17 protein-coding genes are annotated in these 15,856 nt (G+C 40.9%); all 17 read left to right on the top strand.

Features of this window, described 5'->3' with window-relative positions:
* Positions 1–53: 53 nt before the first annotated feature.
* Entirely contained in the window at positions 54–731 is a 678-nt protein-coding gene (locus tag EIH25_RS01805; protein ID WP_124098214.1) for a hypothetical protein, read from the top strand.
* Between the two features lie 271 nt (positions 732–1,002).
* The gene (locus EIH25_RS01800; protein ID WP_124098213.1) at positions 1,003–1,251 is read left to right on the top strand and encodes an AbrB/MazE/SpoVT family DNA-binding domain-containing protein; all 249 of its coding nucleotides are present in this window, start codon (positions 1,003–1,005) and stop codon (positions 1,249–1,251) included.
* A gap of 74 nt (positions 1,252–1,325) precedes the next feature.
* Positions 1,326–1,529, top strand: coding sequence for a DUF6103 family protein (locus tag EIH25_RS12355; protein ID WP_164489129.1), 204 nt, complete (start codon positions 1,326–1,328; stop codon positions 1,527–1,529).
* The gene (locus tag EIH25_RS01795; RefSeq protein ID WP_164489128.1) at positions 1,522–1,965 is read left to right on the top strand and encodes a single-stranded DNA-binding protein; all 444 of its coding nucleotides are present in this window, start codon (positions 1,522–1,524) and stop codon (positions 1,963–1,965) included. Before EIH25_RS12355 ends, EIH25_RS01795 begins: the two co-directional genes overlap by 8 nt.
* A 14-nt stretch (positions 1,966–1,979) precedes the next feature.
* Complete coding sequence (locus EIH25_RS01790) at positions 1,980–3,197, top strand: amidoligase family protein (RefSeq protein ID WP_124098211.1); 1,218 nt, start codon at positions 1,980–1,982, stop codon at positions 3,195–3,197.
* A 41-nt stretch (positions 3,198–3,238) separates the two neighbouring features.
* Complete coding sequence (locus tag EIH25_RS01785; RefSeq protein WP_164489127.1) at positions 3,239–4,372, top strand: gamma-glutamylcyclotransferase family protein; 1,134 nt, start codon at positions 3,239–3,241, stop codon at positions 4,370–4,372.
* Positions 4,373–4,706: 334 nt separating this feature from the next.
* Positions 4,707–4,940: a hypothetical protein gene (locus EIH25_RS01780; protein WP_124098209.1), complete on the top strand. Its 234-nt coding sequence runs from the start codon at positions 4,707–4,709 to the stop codon at positions 4,938–4,940.
* A gap of 59 nt (positions 4,941–4,999) precedes the next feature.
* On the top strand, positions 5,000–5,959 hold the full coding sequence (locus EIH25_RS01775) for a DUF3991 and toprim domain-containing protein (protein WP_164489126.1): 960 nt from the start codon (positions 5,000–5,002) through the stop codon (positions 5,957–5,959).
* Entirely contained in the window at positions 5,943–6,254 is a 312-nt protein-coding gene (locus EIH25_RS01770) for a TrbC/VirB2 family protein (RefSeq protein ID WP_124098207.1), read from the top strand. Before EIH25_RS01775 ends, EIH25_RS01770 begins: the two co-directional genes overlap by 17 nt.
* An 89-nt stretch (positions 6,255–6,343) precedes the next feature.
* Entirely contained in the window at positions 6,344–8,818 is a 2,475-nt protein-coding gene (locus EIH25_RS01765; protein WP_124098206.1) for a hypothetical protein, read from the top strand.
* A 318-nt stretch (positions 8,819–9,136) separates the two neighbouring features.
* On the top strand, positions 9,137–11,743 hold the full coding sequence (locus tag EIH25_RS01760; protein ID WP_164489124.1) for a type IV secretion system DNA-binding domain-containing protein: 2,607 nt from the start codon (positions 9,137–9,139) through the stop codon (positions 11,741–11,743).
* A gap of 15 nt (positions 11,744–11,758) precedes the next feature.
* Positions 11,759–12,946: an Ig-like domain-containing protein gene (locus EIH25_RS01755; RefSeq protein WP_124098204.1), complete on the top strand. Its 1,188-nt coding sequence runs from the start codon at positions 11,759–11,761 to the stop codon at positions 12,944–12,946.
* 13 nt (positions 12,947–12,959) lie between these two features.
* Complete coding sequence (locus EIH25_RS01750) at positions 12,960–13,562, top strand: hypothetical protein (RefSeq protein ID WP_124098203.1); 603 nt, start codon at positions 12,960–12,962, stop codon at positions 13,560–13,562.
* Between the two features lie 65 nt (positions 13,563–13,627).
* Positions 13,628–14,419, top strand: coding sequence for a Fic family protein (locus EIH25_RS01745; protein ID WP_347561929.1), 792 nt, complete (start codon positions 13,628–13,630; stop codon positions 14,417–14,419).
* A gap of 98 nt (positions 14,420–14,517) precedes the next feature.
* Entirely contained in the window at positions 14,518–14,817 is a 300-nt protein-coding gene (locus EIH25_RS01740; RefSeq protein WP_124098202.1) for a single-stranded DNA-binding protein, read from the top strand.
* Positions 14,818–14,826: 9 nt separating this feature from the next.
* Positions 14,827–15,135: a ribbon-helix-helix protein, CopG family gene (locus EIH25_RS01735; protein WP_124098201.1), complete on the top strand. Its 309-nt coding sequence runs from the start codon at positions 14,827–14,829 to the stop codon at positions 15,133–15,135.
* A 330-nt stretch (positions 15,136–15,465) separates the two neighbouring features.
* On the top strand, positions 15,466–15,840 hold the full coding sequence (locus EIH25_RS01730; RefSeq protein WP_124098200.1) for a hypothetical protein: 375 nt from the start codon (positions 15,466–15,468) through the stop codon (positions 15,838–15,840).
* The last annotated feature ends 16 nt before the right edge of the window (positions 15,841–15,856 follow it).

Genomic DNA, 15,856 nt, shown 5'->3' with positions numbered 1-15,856 from the left:
CAAGCAAAAATATTGACAAATCATGTAATCTATGCTATAATGGAGGAAATTTAATGCAAAAACACTTAGCACTTTATTTAACAGGCAACTGTATTTATTCAACAGTGTTTGTGATATTCGTGTGCAGAAAAGGGGATATTATGACACCGTGGTGGGTTACTCTTCTTGCAGCAATTATTCCATCTGCTGTAACTGCTTTAGTAACACTTTATGTCAGCAGGAAGTCTCAATTAAAAGAAAATACTGCTGGTCTCAATGACTTATCGAATACCGTTACTTGGCATATGAATAGCATTTCTTCTGACATTGGCAGAAATGAAAATTCATCATTGACAAAACAACATCAGGATATGTTAGCTATGCTGCAAAAAGAAATTGAAACTACTGAACGCAGATATGATGAAGAAGAACGCAGGATACGAGATTTTACTTTTGAACAGCATAATATACATAAAACCATAGAAGACTTTCGCTTGTTTATGAATAGTTGGGAACTGTTAGTCAGTGATACTTCCACATTAAATCAGCGTTTATATATACTTGAAAAGCAAATTGAAAGCCAAGATCACGAAATCTTCAATTTGCGTACAAAGCTGGTAGATAAAAATAAAGCATATAAGGAGTTGGTTAAAAAATATAATGACGTAATTTGCAATACCCAGCAGACCAAATCAGTCAGAGAAGAAATTAAAAAGAATAAACATAATAGAAATACAGGTCTCAGTTTATAAATAAATAAATATTTGTCATTAACTGGGTATTGAATGAACATAATAGAAATATGGGTTTTCAAGAAGTACCGGAAGGGGGAGATGAAGAAGAGGACGAATTTGAATTATAGAAAATATCAGTGACTTATAAGTTCCAGAATATAATTATCAGACGTTTTACAACTTGTAGAACGTCTTTTTTATTTTCAAAATTCTATATCGTTAATCAAGGAGCTGCACACTGCCGCTCCTTTTTTATATTTCAATTTTTAAATTTATGGAGGTTAAAATTATGAAATCAACAGGAATTGTAAGAAAAGTAGACGAGCTGGGCAGGATAGTTCTGCCTATCGAGCTGAGAAGAACATTCGACCTGAACGCGTGTGATCCAATTGAAATCTACACAAACGGCGATATGATCATACTCAAAAAGTTTCAGCGCACCTGCATATTCTGCAACAGCGCTGAGGACGTAATAGAGTACAAGGACAAGACTGTCTGCTCCGAGTGTATGGCTGAGCTGATGGGGAAAGAGAAGTAAATTACATAACAGGAGGAATGAAAAATGTATAAGCGGTCGGGCTCAAAATCACAGCTGCGGAAGGAGATAAGCAGATGCCAGAATATTTAAAGAACATAAAGCTTGACGAAGAAAAGCTTAAATCCGTTTCTTTCTATGCTGAACAGAAGGAAACGGATTTTTCTTTACAGAATTATCTGCAGCAAACCTTTGACGAGGCTGTCAACAAGCTTTTTAGAAAGTATGTGCCTAAACAGGTACGGGAATACATTGATAAGTCAGGAGGAAGCAATGAATAATTCAAATATCATGGGTCGCATAACACACGACCTTCAGCTTAAATATACTGCGCTTCAGAACGTGCCGTATGTCATATTTACCGTAGCCGTGCCAAGACGCTATGATAAGAATAAGCAACAGCAGGAGTCGGATTTTATACGGTGTGTTGCCTGGTATAAATGCGCTGAGTTTATAACTCATTACTTTGCCAAAGGCAGAATGATAGCCATTGAAGGCAGACTTCACACACGCACATATACTGATAAAAACGGCATGGTTCATTATATAACCGAAATCTATGTTACAAACGCTGAATTTACCGGGGAAGCAAAACCGCAGCAAAATACTTCACAACCTGCATCGAATCAGCTTCCTCAGGAACCGCCTGCAAATAATAACTTAGCCTGTCAGATAAACGACGATGATATAATCAGCGAAGACGGAGTTCCGTTTTAAAAGGAAAAGTTCACATGGACTTAAGAGAACAAAAATTTGGGATGGAATATGAGTTTACTGGAATATGCCGCGAAGAAGCGGCAGAAATTCTGGCCGGATTTTTTAACAGCAGGTATTACTATGCAGGCGGTACATATGACACATATAAAATAATGGATAATCAAAACCGCTGTTGGAAAATCGTATATGACGGTTCAATAGACGCATATAACTCCGACGGAGATTACGAAGATTCGGAATATAAGTGCGAGCTGGTGACGCCTGTATGCCGATATGAAGATATAGAAACCATTCAGCAGCTGCTGCGCCGCATTTTTGAAAACGGCTCAAGAGTCAATGCAAGCTGCGGAATTCATATTCATATTGACGGTACCAACCACAATGCAAGGAGCATAAAAAATCTTGTAAATATTATTGCGTCAAAAGAGGATGTCCTTATCAAAGCCCTGAAAATTCATCCGTCGCGCGAAGACGAATACTGCCGAAGAACAGACAAAGATTTTTTAAGTCAGTTAAATGCCGAACGCAATCCTTCAATTGAAAAAATCAAGGATATTTGGTACAGAGGACGTTCAAACGCATACCTGACGCACTATGATTCTTCACGATACCATATGCTGAATTTACATAGCTTTTTCGGAAGTAATCATACCATTGAATTTCGCTGCTTCAACAGCTGCAAGCACGCCGGCAAAGTAAAAGCATATATTCAGTTCTGTCTTGCCGTTTCAGCTCAGGCCATTAATCAACGTTCGTCACGCTATCAGCCTATGGACAGAGCAAATGATAAATATACTTTTCGTACATGGATGCTGCGAATGCAGCTTATAGGCGAAGAGTTTAAAAGCTGCAGACTGCATATGCTTGCAAACCTGGAAGGAACCGCTGACTATAAGGATCGAGAGGCTGCTCTTGAACGTCATAGGCAAATGGCTCAGATTCTGGCTTCCAGAGTAGAGAGAGCAAGACTGGAATCTCCGGATCCAGAGAACTTTTCAGTTGAACAGCTTCCCGAGCACACAGAAACAGAAGCTAACGGACAGCCGATATTTTCGTTACGCGAACAGCTTGACAATTTCCTTGAATCAATAAATGCAGATGAAAATATTACTTTAGCTGAAAGGAATCAGATACTTGCAATTCTTGAATCAAAATCTGCAGTAACAGTCGGCGCTGAAGCACATCAGGACACAGCCATATCAGCAATTTCGTCATCGAGGCGATCAAGATAAGTCTGTCACGCGTGACACAGTAAAGGAGAGTGATGAAGGATATGAGTGTTTTTTACGCCGCTTACGGAAGCAACATAAATACTGAACAAATGAAACGACGCTGTCCGAATGCAAAAATCTTCGGAACCGGCAGCGTGCAGGATATGCAGCTTGCCTTTAATAAAGTTGCAACACTGCATAGCAAGCCGGGCATGAGCTCCCCTGTTCTTCTCTGGGAGCTTACTGAGGAAGACGAGAAAAAGCTGGATGTTTATGAGGGCTGCCCTCACAAATATCATAAAGAAACCGTTAAAGTTAAATCTGATGGAAAAATCATTGAAGCTATGGCTTATATTATGAATGACAGTAAAAAACAATGTGTTCCTGCGGAAGAATACTATAACCGGATTTCAAAAGGATACGCTCAGTTTGGCTTTGATCTTATTTTTCTGGAAAACGCATTTGACAGAGCGCTTGAGTATGAAGAATCCATGCAGCTGACCTTTAGCGATTATTGTTTATACGATGAAATAACTAATCTTCCGAACGACTTGCTGTTTCAGGCGTTCGTAGTCGGTCAGTGCTGTGAGCGGTACGGGCTTGCTTTTACACGGGAAGAAATAAAGGAATTAACATTATTCCTGTCAGAAGACTTTCAGACAGCGGCCTTCTGGGATTTTGAAGATTACGCCGACGCAGTGTTTTCCGATATTGCAGCAGCGGAGGAAAGAGAAAAAGGGGTCAAATACTATGCTGCCTATGGAAGTAATATGAATTCAAAGCAAATGTCTCAGCGATGTCCTAATTCAATAGAAATAGGTACTGGAGAAATCGTCGATCATCAACTGAGATTTTGTAATTACGCTTATATACAGCCTTGCTCGGATGCAGTAACTCCATGTGTGATCTGGCATATAGATTCCGAAGACTGGAGAAATCTTGACAGATATGAAGGCTTTCCAAGCTTTTACCGCAAAGAAGAGGTCGATATAAACTTCCGCGGGGAAAGAAAAACAGCCGTTGTGTACATTATGGGGAATGATTACGAATGGCCTTCTCTGCCTCAAAAGAACTACCTTGACGGTATAACTCAAGGATATTTGGAGCATGGACTGGACACAGCGCCGCTTGCAGAAGCTTTGAACCGGACAGCAATATCTGTAAAGAAACAAAATAAGACAGGAGGCAGAAAATGAATATTTCCGAGCAGCCATATTTAATAGCATATGTCCGGGGACAGCCGGTTTTTCTGGTAAACGATCCGAAAAACGCGGCTTCCTTTTTTACGGAACATAAATTTGAGGACATTAGACTATGTACTTCGGACAACAAAACGATAATCAGCTCCTGTGGTCCTTTTATTGACAGATGTACAAATATGGATTATTTGTACAATCAATTGACGCCGCTGCTTATTGCATATCAGCTCAACCCTGAAATGAAACCAGAAGTACAATACGTCCAGAACATTGATCGAAAATCAGCCCTGTCACGATGACAGGTTTTTTATATGAAAAGGAGGGAAATATTATGTATAAAGACGAACGGACTGCGGGACCGCCTGAGGAAAACACCGTTATAGCGTATATAAACGGCAAAGCAATCATGATACTGAAAAAGGATCCCAGACACTTCTACTATGATGAGATCGCCTATCCTTATGTAACAATCGGAGAGCATCTGGTCGAAGCTCAGCCTAAGCCGATAGAATTGCTGCCTTCCAATGAACAGCGTGAGATCATTTCACAGCTGGAGGTGATCTGATGGGTAAGTTTATAGGGGGAACTCGCTTTTCGGACTCAGACCTGGAAGAAGCGCGAAATATGTCAACAACTGATGTTATATCCTCGAGAACGGGATATTCCTTTGTTCGTGCCGGAAGCGAATGGCACTGCAAGGAGCATGACAGCCTTGTGGTTTTCTCAGACGGCAAAGGGTGGGCGTGGTATTCGCAGGGATTAAGCGGAAACAACGCGGTTTCGTACCTTATGAAGGTTGAAAGCCTCAGCTTTCAGGACGCCGTTGCCGAGCTTATCACTCCTTCAGGGAACAAATACATATCAATGCCTGAACACAAGAAAACGGAAAAGCCAAAGACGCTGCAGCTTCCTCCCAGAGCTGTTTCGTCCGAAGCTGTAGAAAACTATCTTTCAAAAGAACGCTGCATTGACATATCTATAATCAAATACTGTATTCACTACGGATATTTATATCAGGATATGAGAAACAACTGCGTTTTTATCGGAAGAGACGAAAACGGAACGCCAAAATACGCGTCACGAAGAGGAACATATACTCCTACAGGAGCACAGCCCTTTAAAAGGGACTGCAGCGGAAGCAACAAAAAATATGGATTTCTGATGGAGGGTTTCTGCAAAGAACACGTTTTTGTGTTTGAAGCTCCTATAGATGTGCTGTCACATGCAACACTTACAATGGAGAAAGCTCACGGACTCAAGCGCGACAATTGGCAGATCTCATGGCAAAAGCATACTCGTCTTGCGCTCGGAGGGACATCTGACGGGGCTCTGGCCCGTTATTTAACTGTCAATCCGAAGGTAAAGACGATTTCTTTTTGCCTTGACAATGACGAAGCCGGACGCACGCACGCAGAGTCATACAAAGAAAAATATGAAAAGGAGGGTTATAAGGTCAACATCTATACGGTTCCTCCCGGAATGGGAAAGGACTACAACGACTATCTCTGCAAATTCAACGAAGAGAAACAGCAGAGACAGATAAGCATGAACACTGGCGCGATGAGAAATGCGTCAAGAACTTAATCGGAAGTATTTTGGAGGTATTATTATGAAAAAAGCTATTGGTCCCGCTATTTTAGCGGATGAAGGAATATTCGATAAGGTTGTCGACTCTATCAATAAAATGAACACGGCTGTCACACGTGTCGGTCTTGCTATTGCAGTGTTGACCGCAATTTTTTTGGGCATAGGGTTTATAACCGGAGGAACGCAGTCACTGGCTAAAAATAAGCCGTGGGCTCTTGCAATCGTCATCGGAATTGCTGTTATATGCCTTGCCCCTTCTCTGGTTCAGGCAATTTCATCAGCTATATCGTAAAAAATTTAATACCCGGACAACCGGGTATTGTTCAGAGGACTGCACGGATACGCAGTCTTCTGAACAATAATTAAACAGGAGAGTGCGCTATGTTTACAAGCAAAAAAAGAAAAAGTATATATGCCATATTTGTTGTTCTGCTAGTGTCGGTTTTGCTTACCCCTTTCATATGTTTTGCCGTTGAACCGGAAAATATGGATCCGGAAGTGTACAAATATATTGAAGTCAGATCCGGCATAAAAAATACTATACGTTCATGTCTGTGGACAGTACTTACGTTTCTCGCAAAAATAATAGATTACATAGACTCGGCAATTGATGAAGTACTGTCGATCAATCTTTATGATATGGTCAAGGATTATCTTCCGCAAAGCGTCGTATTGGACATTGCCTGGGTTGTTTTTTCACTATCTTTAGTAGCTGCAGGAATTATACTGATCATAAACGGAGATAAGATCAAAATTCAGGATTTTTTCCGCAATATCCTTATATCAGTGTGCTTTCTGGTAGCCTTTCCTTCTCTGATCAGCGTGCTTTTGAACTTTCAAAATATTTCAAAATCAACTGCAGACATGATAACTGCCGGACAGGAAACCGAGATAGTCCATGGTCTTGGCGAGGATCTTCTTGCGGATAATATAGTATACCTGCCGGACTGCCTTACAGACGGAAAAATCCATTATTTTTCAAATTCCGACGCTTACAGCAGCACAAGTATATACAATATAAATATTAACGGCGCTATGAGCCAGGATATGTGCGATTTCAAATTTGAGTCCAGCGAGGTCACTACGAATCAGCAGATATACAGCGACCTTACCAATGCAAACAAAATGGCTTTGCTCGGATTGAACGACGATTACCAATGGTGGCTTAACTACCTTGAGGAAGACGTCAATGGTCACATTACAACAACATGGCTGGAAGCTACCGGAGGAGCAGAACATCCATATGAACATACCGCAACATATTGCGTCCGTAATCACAATGATTCAAAAGACGGATCATATCATTGTCCTATGAATGAAAGCTCAAGCGGTACATACGAACAATATCTTTTAGATAAAATATCGGAAAATTCATATGTTCAGGACGCCGCTATGAGCGCAAGCGTACAAAATGCCAGAACCATAAATAACGCTCTTACCATTCTTGAAGATACGATAAAAAAATTAAATATACAGCATAACAAGCACATGGTGGAAACCGGAACAGATCAGACTTTCCGGGCGAATATTACGCCGTTACGAACTCAGGATGACTATGACGAGTTATCTTGGTATCAGCAAGTTACAATTAATATACTTGAGGGCTATTCCGAGGAAAGAGTTTACGGTTATGATTTCAATTTTCTGTTTACCGTTTTCTCACTTCTTATATCCGGCGCATGTCTGGTTTTTGCTTTATTCAAACTTTGCCGTATGCTTTATGAGATAGTATTTATGCGTATAGCAGTACCGCTTTTCATAGCCTCAGACGCAAATGGCAGCGGAAAAGGCAAAAAAGCATTGCTTCAGTTAATTAACACCTTCATTATTCTGCTTGTAATCCTTGTTCTGCTGAGGATCTTTATCAGCAGCATATCGTGGCTTCACGATAATATCGACAATTTTGTCGCTGAATGGGCTCTTATCTTTACAGGTATGTCCTTTGTGATTGACGGTCCGGATTTTATCGTAAAAATGACCGGTCTGGATTCGGGCGTGAAAAGCGGAGCGGCAACTCTGATGTCGCTTAAATCAGGCATGGATATAGCTAAGAACGCAGCAAGCGCTCCTTCAAGAGTTATCGGCACTGTCAACAAAACCGCCGAAAAAGCTGGAGCAAAGGCTGTGGGATTTAAAAACTCAATGGCACAGGAAGGTATTGCAAACAAAGCAAAGGCTCTGGTCGGCAACTCAGGAACCGGTCAGGCGTTCAGACGCGGAGCTAACAGTCAGTACAGCAATAACGCTAATTATACAGCCGGCAAAAGCAACGAAAATGATCCGATGTTCCCGAAAGCAAATATTAATCCGTCTGAGGCCGCGGGAAAAGCTGCCGGTTATGCTGCCAAAGGCGCTGTAAATCTAGGCGCAGGTATTGTTACCGGTTTCCACACAGCAAGACATCCAGTTCAATCAGTCCGATCTGCAACAAATGCCGCAGTTAGCGGTGCAAATGCAGCGAAAGATAAAACTGTTGCCGCTGCTAAAGACTTGGCTGGAAAATTTTCAGACGGTTTTAAAGAAAGTACCGGCTGGGGTAGTAAGAACAGTGCGGAAAATCCAACGGAACAATCCGCCGTCATTACAGAGAAGCATGGGAAACAGGGCGATAAAGGCGAAAAAGGCGATACCGGAAGCAGCGTTAGAGAGCAGAATTCCAATACTGCCCAGACGTCTGAGAATATGCATAAGGAAGCGTCTGACCCCGCATCTGCAAACGGACACGCTTTTGACAACGTACCGGCGCCTGAACCAAGCGGTACCGCAGAGTCTCAAGCCTTTACGGATATACAAATAAGCAGCGAAATCAATAGCACAACATATGCAGACGAGCTTTCAAAGGAGGAAAATAACTAATGGGACTTGTACCAAAACAAGCAAAAGCGGATACAAAGATACACAAATCATTTACAATGCAGAGAATTGCCGGTCTGATAATAACTATTATACTTTCGTCAGTTGTTTCTAATGTCTGTGCGCCGTCTTTTGCTTTTTTATTTATCATCTTCTGCTCCGCCGTCTTTCTTTTACTGTCAGCAAAGGCTCCGGACAACAAAACAAAATCTTTCTTCGGTGGAATGCTTTCATGGCTGAAATATCTTATATTCCCTAAAAAAATATACGGGGATAATCATGAATATGCTGCAGCATACAAGGAAAGGAGAGCTAAAAAGAATGAAAGCAAAAGTAAAAGAAAAAAAGATTAAGCGGCTGAAATACGGCGAGCTGCTTTCCAATCTCATAAGCTTTGAAGAAAACACATCCGACGGGTTTATTTCACTGAAAATAAACGGAAAACAAATAACCTTTACTCTTCTGCGAATTTCCGGAACAGACATATTTCATTTTCTCCAGGATGACGCCGAGAATGCTTATGACAGCTTTGCATCAGCAACTATGGCTTTGTCCTCACCTCATAAATATGTATTCAGCGATTGCTCTCCCCTGCTTAGATCACAAAAAGATTTTCTTATGTATAAGCTGCATAAAACTGCAAACGAATACTGCAGACTGCTCATAAAACGTGAGATCGGCAGAATAGAAGCATTTGAAAAGAATCATCGCGATAAGCTTGCTTATCTGATAATTTTCGGAGAGCCGGCAAAGCTTGAAAAAGAAAGAAAGCGATATATAGACTTGATGACGGACGTTGTGGTAAGGGTCTGCGAGCCTAATGAAACTATCGAATTTCTTGAAAAATATATGTGCTTTGACGAGCATGACAGACCGATAGACGCAAGGCATATCTTTCCTGAAACGCTTCATGACAAGCAGAGCTACATGAAAATTAACGGTAAATACGTTACCTCGGTAGTTATCTCAGGATATCCGGCTTACCTTAAGGATCTGCAGCTTGCAAATCTTGTATCAGGCTTTACTGACACTATCACCTTTGATGTCGGAACAAAAGATAAAAATATAATAGTAAAGGATATAAATCAGTCACTGGACGAGCTTGAATCCCGAAGCCATATAACCCAGTCAAGCGGTGATCTAATGGACGCCGGAACAGAGTACCATAAGCTTGCCGCGATCAGAGACAAAATCGTCAACGGCAACGAGCAGATGAGATTTGTTACCCTAAGATTTCTGGTTTCAGCTGATTCTCTTAACGGACTGAACGAAAAGCTGGAGGATATTCAAAAGGCATTTGACGAAATAGGCTTGGAATACTTTATTCCAAGCAATGAAATGCAGACAGAATATACATATATGCTAAGTCCGGAAAGCAACATTTCAAAGAATCCGTTTCCGCTCTTTGATACGTTTTCAAGGCAATTTCCTTTTTATTATCAATCTATATTCGACCCGCAGGGCGTATTTTGGGGCTACACCACGACCGGAGGACTTGCCTATATAGATACTTTTTTCAAAACGTACAACCGCGAATCTTACGATCTCCTCATAACCGGACGAAAAGGATCAGGAAAAACCATTACGCTCAAAAAAATGATAGAGCTTGCCGTAGCTTTGGGAGACCGTGCGTTTGTGTTGGACGTTGAAAGCGAATACGGTATCTGCGCTTCAGTTCTCGGAGGGCAGGTTATAAAAATGAATAAAAGCTCTATAATTAACGTGCTTCAGCTTATGAAAAGCATAGATAAAACTGCTGAAGAGGATGAGGATTCGGCAGCAGCGACAAATTACGCCTCCGAGCTTTCAAGAATAACAGCCTTTTTCTATCAGTATGCTCCTTCCATGACTGAAAAAGAAGAAGATAAACTGAAGGATCTGCTGTCAGAGCTTTATACAAGCTTTGGAATTACCGAGGAAACAGATATTACCGCAATGACGCCTGAACAGTTTCCTATTATGTCGGATCTGCTAGCGCTTCTGCGTTCAAAGCTGTATGAACGTCCGGGAATATACCGCAACGAGCTTAATACAAATCAGATCCTGTGCCTTGAAAGCCTTGAAACAATGATAAAGTCTCTGGCTGAAGGTATGTATTCAAGCCTTTTCAACGGATATACAAATGTAAATATCAGCGACAAAAATCTTATTGTATTTGACGTAAAAACGCTTTCAGAAATGGAAGAACGTGTATACAATGCTCAGCTGTTCAACATTCTCTCAATAATGTGGTCGGCAACCTGCATGAACGTTTCATACAACAACAGCATAACGCATCCTTTCGACCGCCGTCATGTAGTTTCAGTAATTGACGAAGCTCACCGCTTCATAAACCATAAGAATATAAACGTTACACGATATATTGAAAAGCTTACACGCCGAAGCCGAAAATACTTTGCCGGACTATGGTTTGCCTCCCATTCCGCAATGGATTACTGTCCTCCCGGAGAAGATGAAGGCTCGGTTGTTGTCGGAACTATATTTGATCTGGTCCAGTATAAGATAGTTATGAAACAGTCCATATCGGAAAAAAACATTTCAAAGCTTCATGAAATGTTCCCACAGTTTACTAATGCGGAGCTTTTAAGCGTAAAGAAATTTCAAAACGGCGAAATGCTCATGGCAATGGGCGAGGACAGAGAAAAAATACATTGCATACGCAACGTTGAGCTGGCCGATCTTATGTACATGGGAAATTCCCTTGACCGCGAAAAAATTATACACAGTCTGTATAACAGCCTGTATAACGAATATTCGGAAGCAGAATATGCAGAACTGATCCGCAGCAATTTTGATCATTTCGTAAATGTTTTTACCGACGAAGCGCTGCATTATCTGAAAATTGATAAAAACGCGTCTGATGAATATACAAAAATTGTCCGCTGCGAAGTTATAAAGCTTGCCGAAGGCCTTGCCCAAACAGCGTAAGGAGGATATGCAGCAATGGAGCTATCAAATAAAAAATACAGCCTAATTTATACTGTTTTCCTTATTATAGTGCTTTCTTTGTTTACACTACTGATAACCTCGCGTTCTTGGTACGGCGCAAACACAGCGACTCTTTCAGAGGATTATAATACTGTAAGATCAATCGGCGGATATTATATTAAAATATCCAATGCAATCTATCTTACAGACACGCATCAGCTGCGCTTTACCTACTCGGTCAAGGAGATAAGCAGCGGAAGCTCTCAGGGAGATGAACCGGAAGTCCTCTCAGTATGGCTGGACACCGCGCAAAATGAGCTTCCATTTTCGGTCGGAGACGGTAAGATTTCTAAAAATGTTATTTGTAATAATGCCGACGATACTTTCAAAAAGGTAATAATTAAAATTGTTTTTCGGGAGCCGGACAAAATTATTGAGGACAGATACGACGAATTCGGCGATGTTATTCCCGGTTCTGTAGAAAAAGGAGAAGAAAAAATCGAACGTATTACTATAGATATTAAAGACATTTTATTTATGACCTCCGACGAAGCCGCTACAATGACCACGACCAAAGCTGTAATGACTACAATGCCGGCAGCTTCAGAGACATCAACACTGAATACTGTTTTAACAGAGGACAGCAAAACGACACAGCAATCGTCTCTTACGGAAGCTTCCTCAACTGACAAAAATACCAGTTCTAAAACAAAAACAGAAAAAAGCACAAATAAAAGCGTATCTTCGGAAGTCTTTTCTGGTTCTGTAACAGCAGATTTATCATCCGACAACAGCATACAGCAGACGTCTCCCCCAAAGCAAACGCAGGAATACATTCCTCCAGAAACCCAAAGCATTAAGCCCGAAACAACAGCACAGAAAACAACGACTGCAAATAAAACCACACTCCCCAGTACGACAGTTGGAAAACAGCCTGTTCAGGTAAACGGTATACGGCTTGAAACCGGCTTTGAAGCCAACAGCGTAATATTAAAAATCAATCAGTCTGCGGTTATTACCGCAGTTATTTCCCCCTCAAATGCCGATGATAAAACCGTATCCTGGAGCAGCAACAGACCGGATATCGCGTCTGTAGACAACACAGGAAAAATTACCGGACATTCTTCCGGCAAAGCGATCATAACAGCAAAAACATCCGACGGAGGTTTGTCAGCCTCCTGTATGGTGACAGTATCAGAATGAAAGGAATAAAATTATGGATGAAAACGAATTAATATTTCAGTACCCTCGCTCCGATCAGCGCAGTCTGCTGATCGAAAACTACAAAAACAGAGTTACTGCAGCTCATATCAAGCAGAAAAAGCTTCTTATATTCTGTGTACTTTTTATTGTGCTGACTATTGCAGCTTCAAGCTTTTCCAATATATTAAGCGTTATATCTGCTTTTGCGCTGCTTGCAGGCATATTTGTGCTGAAAAGAAATTCCGAGCAGCATCACTTTCTTGAGATTTCCGCCGGAGAAAGCAAAGCCGAGTTTTGCTATTATCAGAACGGCAAAGCAACGCTTTATACTATTCCGTATGACAGTATACTTGCATCGGCAATTGACGAAGAAAAGTATGACAATGTCATAATAGTCATCGACAAATCAAAAAAACTGATCTGTACGGTCATAGGAAAGAACGGTGAAACATATGAAAAGCCCTGTCCTGAATACATAAGCTTTCGTGTAAAGCCTTTCAGCTCAGAGCAAGGATTTTTCCTCTATTACGCGCCAAAGCTGTTCGGACTCAGCACAGACAGACTTAAAATACTTAATACCTTCGGAAAGGAAAGCGAGTATTTTAACAGCTTTTAATATCGTTGACAACGCTTTTTTTCTATGGTATTATATAAAATAAGCAATTAATTGGAGGTGTTTATTTGACATACGCCGACGTTCTTGCCTTCTGGCAGCATAACAAAATATCCTCTGTTTCAGACATGGATATGAAGCTTGACAGCTTCCGAATTCTGTTTGCATATAATTCAAACAGAATAGAAAACGATAAGATAACCTATCACGACACAAGAGAAATTTTTGAAAACGGCAAGGTTATTAACTATACCGGTGACACCAGAACGCTGTTTGAAATAGAAAATCAAAAGAAATGCTATGATTTTCTCGCTGAAAAAATAGTTAAAAAGGAGCCTATTTCTATTGGCCTAATAAAGCAGATACACTATACGCTTACCTACGGCACCTTTGATGAACGGCGTTTCGGGGTCAATCATGAAAGGCCCGGGGAATTCAAAAAGCACGATTATGTTACAGGAATAAACGAGGTGGGCTCTCCTCCTGAATATGTTGAAGAGGATCTTGAAGCTTTAATAGAAGAAGTAAACGGAGTTGCCGGTGAAGCAAATTTCAATGCACTTACCGTTTCCGCTTACCTTCACGCAGGCTTTGAATACATTCATCCCTTTGCAGACGGAAACGGTCGTGTAGGCAGAACCCTTATGAATTACTACCTGATGATAAACGATCATCCTCCCCTTATTATATATGACGAGGATAAAAAGGACTACTATAACGCTCTTGAAATTTACGATACGGAGGAAAATTTAAGACCGCTCATAAGCTTTATTGAAAAAGAAACAATTAAAACATGGGAAAAATCTGCCGGCAGATTTAACTCCCCGTCACTGAATAAGCCTCCCAGCAGGGGCAGATAAGAAACAAAACGAATCAAAAATCATTCGCTGCGAACTGATTTTTCGGTTCGTTTTTTTTATTTTTACAAGACAAAATTATCAGAAAAGGAGAAGATTTTATGCCCTTTAACAGCAAAGACAACAGGATCACTGTACGAGGAATTGTTTATTCCAACATCGAACCAGTCGAAAACAACAACTATGCTATTACCTTTAAGGTCAAGATCATGCGCCCCGCAGAGGTCGGAAAGGAACAACGTTTTGACATTTTTGACGTTTATGTCTGCGATAGACAGAATGTAAATAATGTTCTGAATAACCTTACAAGAGGCTTGGGCGTATCCGTAAAAGGAGAACTTAGGACCTGGTTTGACGGTACATTTAAGATATGCGCAAACAAAATTGAACCGATATGGTAAGAAAATAATATGGCAGAACTAAGAATCAGAGTAGAGCCTGAGCTTCTGGAGGCCATTGACGAGCTCGCGGAAAAGGAAAATTACCCGTCACGAAACGTGTTGGTGAATGAAATCCTTGCAAATTATATAGCCTGTAAAGACAGATTCCTTATAAAAGCCCTGCCTCCGATAGTGGCTTCCCTATGCCAGCAGGAGCTTAAATCACAATCGGAAAGCACAGAAAAACTTATTGAAAACGTCATGACGATGTTTCTGAAAATACTGAACGACCTTGATGATCTGAGAAGCGTTTTCTATAGTGAGCTTCCAGAAAAGTAAAATTTAGGGTCAATTTTTTGTATGGCAATTATACGGCAAACAGCCTTTTTTGTATGGCATTAGTATGGCAAAACAGCTTTTTTGTATGGCAACGGTATGGCAAAATGCTGTTTTACACCTGTTTTTGTATGGCAAAGTGCCATACAAAACGGCGATCTGCGGCATTTTTTCGGAATGAAAAGCTCGGTTTTACCGAGCTTCTAAAAAAAGCTGCGGCATTCTCTTTATGCTCTTTCAACGGACGCTGCCTCAGCTGAAGCTTTTCACTACAAACTTACCAGTTTGTGTAAATTAACTGGAAATTAAAATTTGACTGAAAGGAGCAGTTATATGAGTAAAAAGATATATATTAAAAGGACGATAAGGATCAGTGCGGAAGCAAGTCAGTTGCTTGACGAGCTTGCCGATCAGACGGACATGACTATCTCTTCCGCGGCAGAGCTTGCTATCAAGTACTACTGCGGACTTGACGACCGAGACAGTGACGAGGTAAAAAGGATACGATCCCTATTGTCAAAAATCACAGAACAGAATTACCATCTTGTAAATCTGATAAACTCGCTGGTAACTCATCTCGATTTTAAAGAATTTAAACCCGCGGACAAATCTCCTTACGGGTGGCTTACTGAAAGCAGGAAGCAGTATTCAGACAGCGCTCTCAGAGCGCAGACCAAAAAGCTGCTTGACAAATTCACCAATCACTGATCTGTCACTCGTGACA

Source organism: Ruminococcus sp. Marseille-P6503 (genome assembly GCF_900604945.1).
Classification (GTDB): Bacteria; Bacillota; Clostridia; order Oscillospirales; family Ruminococcaceae; genus FB2012.
This window is presented reverse-complemented; position numbering and strand designations above follow the sequence as displayed.

What these genes read in the sequence shown, in the direction of transcription:
- EIH25_RS01755 (WP_124098204.1), top strand. Translation starts at nt 11,759, where the DNA reads ATGGAGCTATCAAATAAAAAATACAGCCTAATTTATACTGTTTTCCTT.
- EIH25_RS01775 (WP_164489126.1), top strand. Translation starts at nt 5,000, where the DNA reads ATGTCAACAACTGATGTTATATCCTCGAGAACGGGATATTCCTTTGTT.
- EIH25_RS01790 (WP_124098211.1), top strand. Translation starts at nt 1,980, where the DNA reads ATGGACTTAAGAGAACAAAAATTTGGGATGGAATATGAGTTTACTGGA.
- EIH25_RS01730 (WP_124098200.1), top strand. Translation starts at nt 15,466, where the DNA reads ATGAGTAAAAAGATATATATTAAAAGGACGATAAGGATCAGTGCGGAA.
- EIH25_RS01785 (WP_164489127.1), top strand. Translation starts at nt 3,239, where the DNA reads ATGAGTGTTTTTTACGCCGCTTACGGAAGCAACATAAATACTGAACAA.
- EIH25_RS01765 (WP_124098206.1), top strand. Translation starts at nt 6,344, where the DNA reads ATGTTTACAAGCAAAAAAAGAAAAAGTATATATGCCATATTTGTTGTT.
- EIH25_RS01760 (WP_164489124.1), top strand. Translation starts at nt 9,137, where the DNA reads ATGAAAGCAAAAGTAAAAGAAAAAAAGATTAAGCGGCTGAAATACGGC.
- EIH25_RS01800 (WP_124098213.1), top strand. Translation starts at nt 1,003, where the DNA reads ATGAAATCAACAGGAATTGTAAGAAAAGTAGACGAGCTGGGCAGGATA.
- EIH25_RS01780 (WP_124098209.1), top strand. Translation starts at nt 4,707, where the DNA reads ATGTATAAAGACGAACGGACTGCGGGACCGCCTGAGGAAAACACCGTT.
- EIH25_RS01750 (WP_124098203.1), top strand. Translation starts at nt 12,960, where the DNA reads ATGGATGAAAACGAATTAATATTTCAGTACCCTCGCTCCGATCAGCGC.
- EIH25_RS01795 (WP_164489128.1), top strand. Translation starts at nt 1,522, where the DNA reads ATGAATAATTCAAATATCATGGGTCGCATAACACACGACCTTCAGCTT.
- EIH25_RS01770 (WP_124098207.1), top strand. Translation starts at nt 5,943, where the DNA reads ATGCGTCAAGAACTTAATCGGAAGTATTTTGGAGGTATTATTATGAAA.
- EIH25_RS01740 (WP_124098202.1), top strand. Translation starts at nt 14,518, where the DNA reads ATGCCCTTTAACAGCAAAGACAACAGGATCACTGTACGAGGAATTGTT.
- EIH25_RS12355 (WP_164489129.1), top strand. Translation starts at nt 1,326, where the DNA reads ATGCCAGAATATTTAAAGAACATAAAGCTTGACGAAGAAAAGCTTAAA.
- EIH25_RS01805 (WP_124098214.1), top strand. Translation starts at nt 54, where the DNA reads ATGCAAAAACACTTAGCACTTTATTTAACAGGCAACTGTATTTATTCA.
- EIH25_RS01735 (WP_124098201.1), top strand. Translation starts at nt 14,827, where the DNA reads ATGGCAGAACTAAGAATCAGAGTAGAGCCTGAGCTTCTGGAGGCCATT.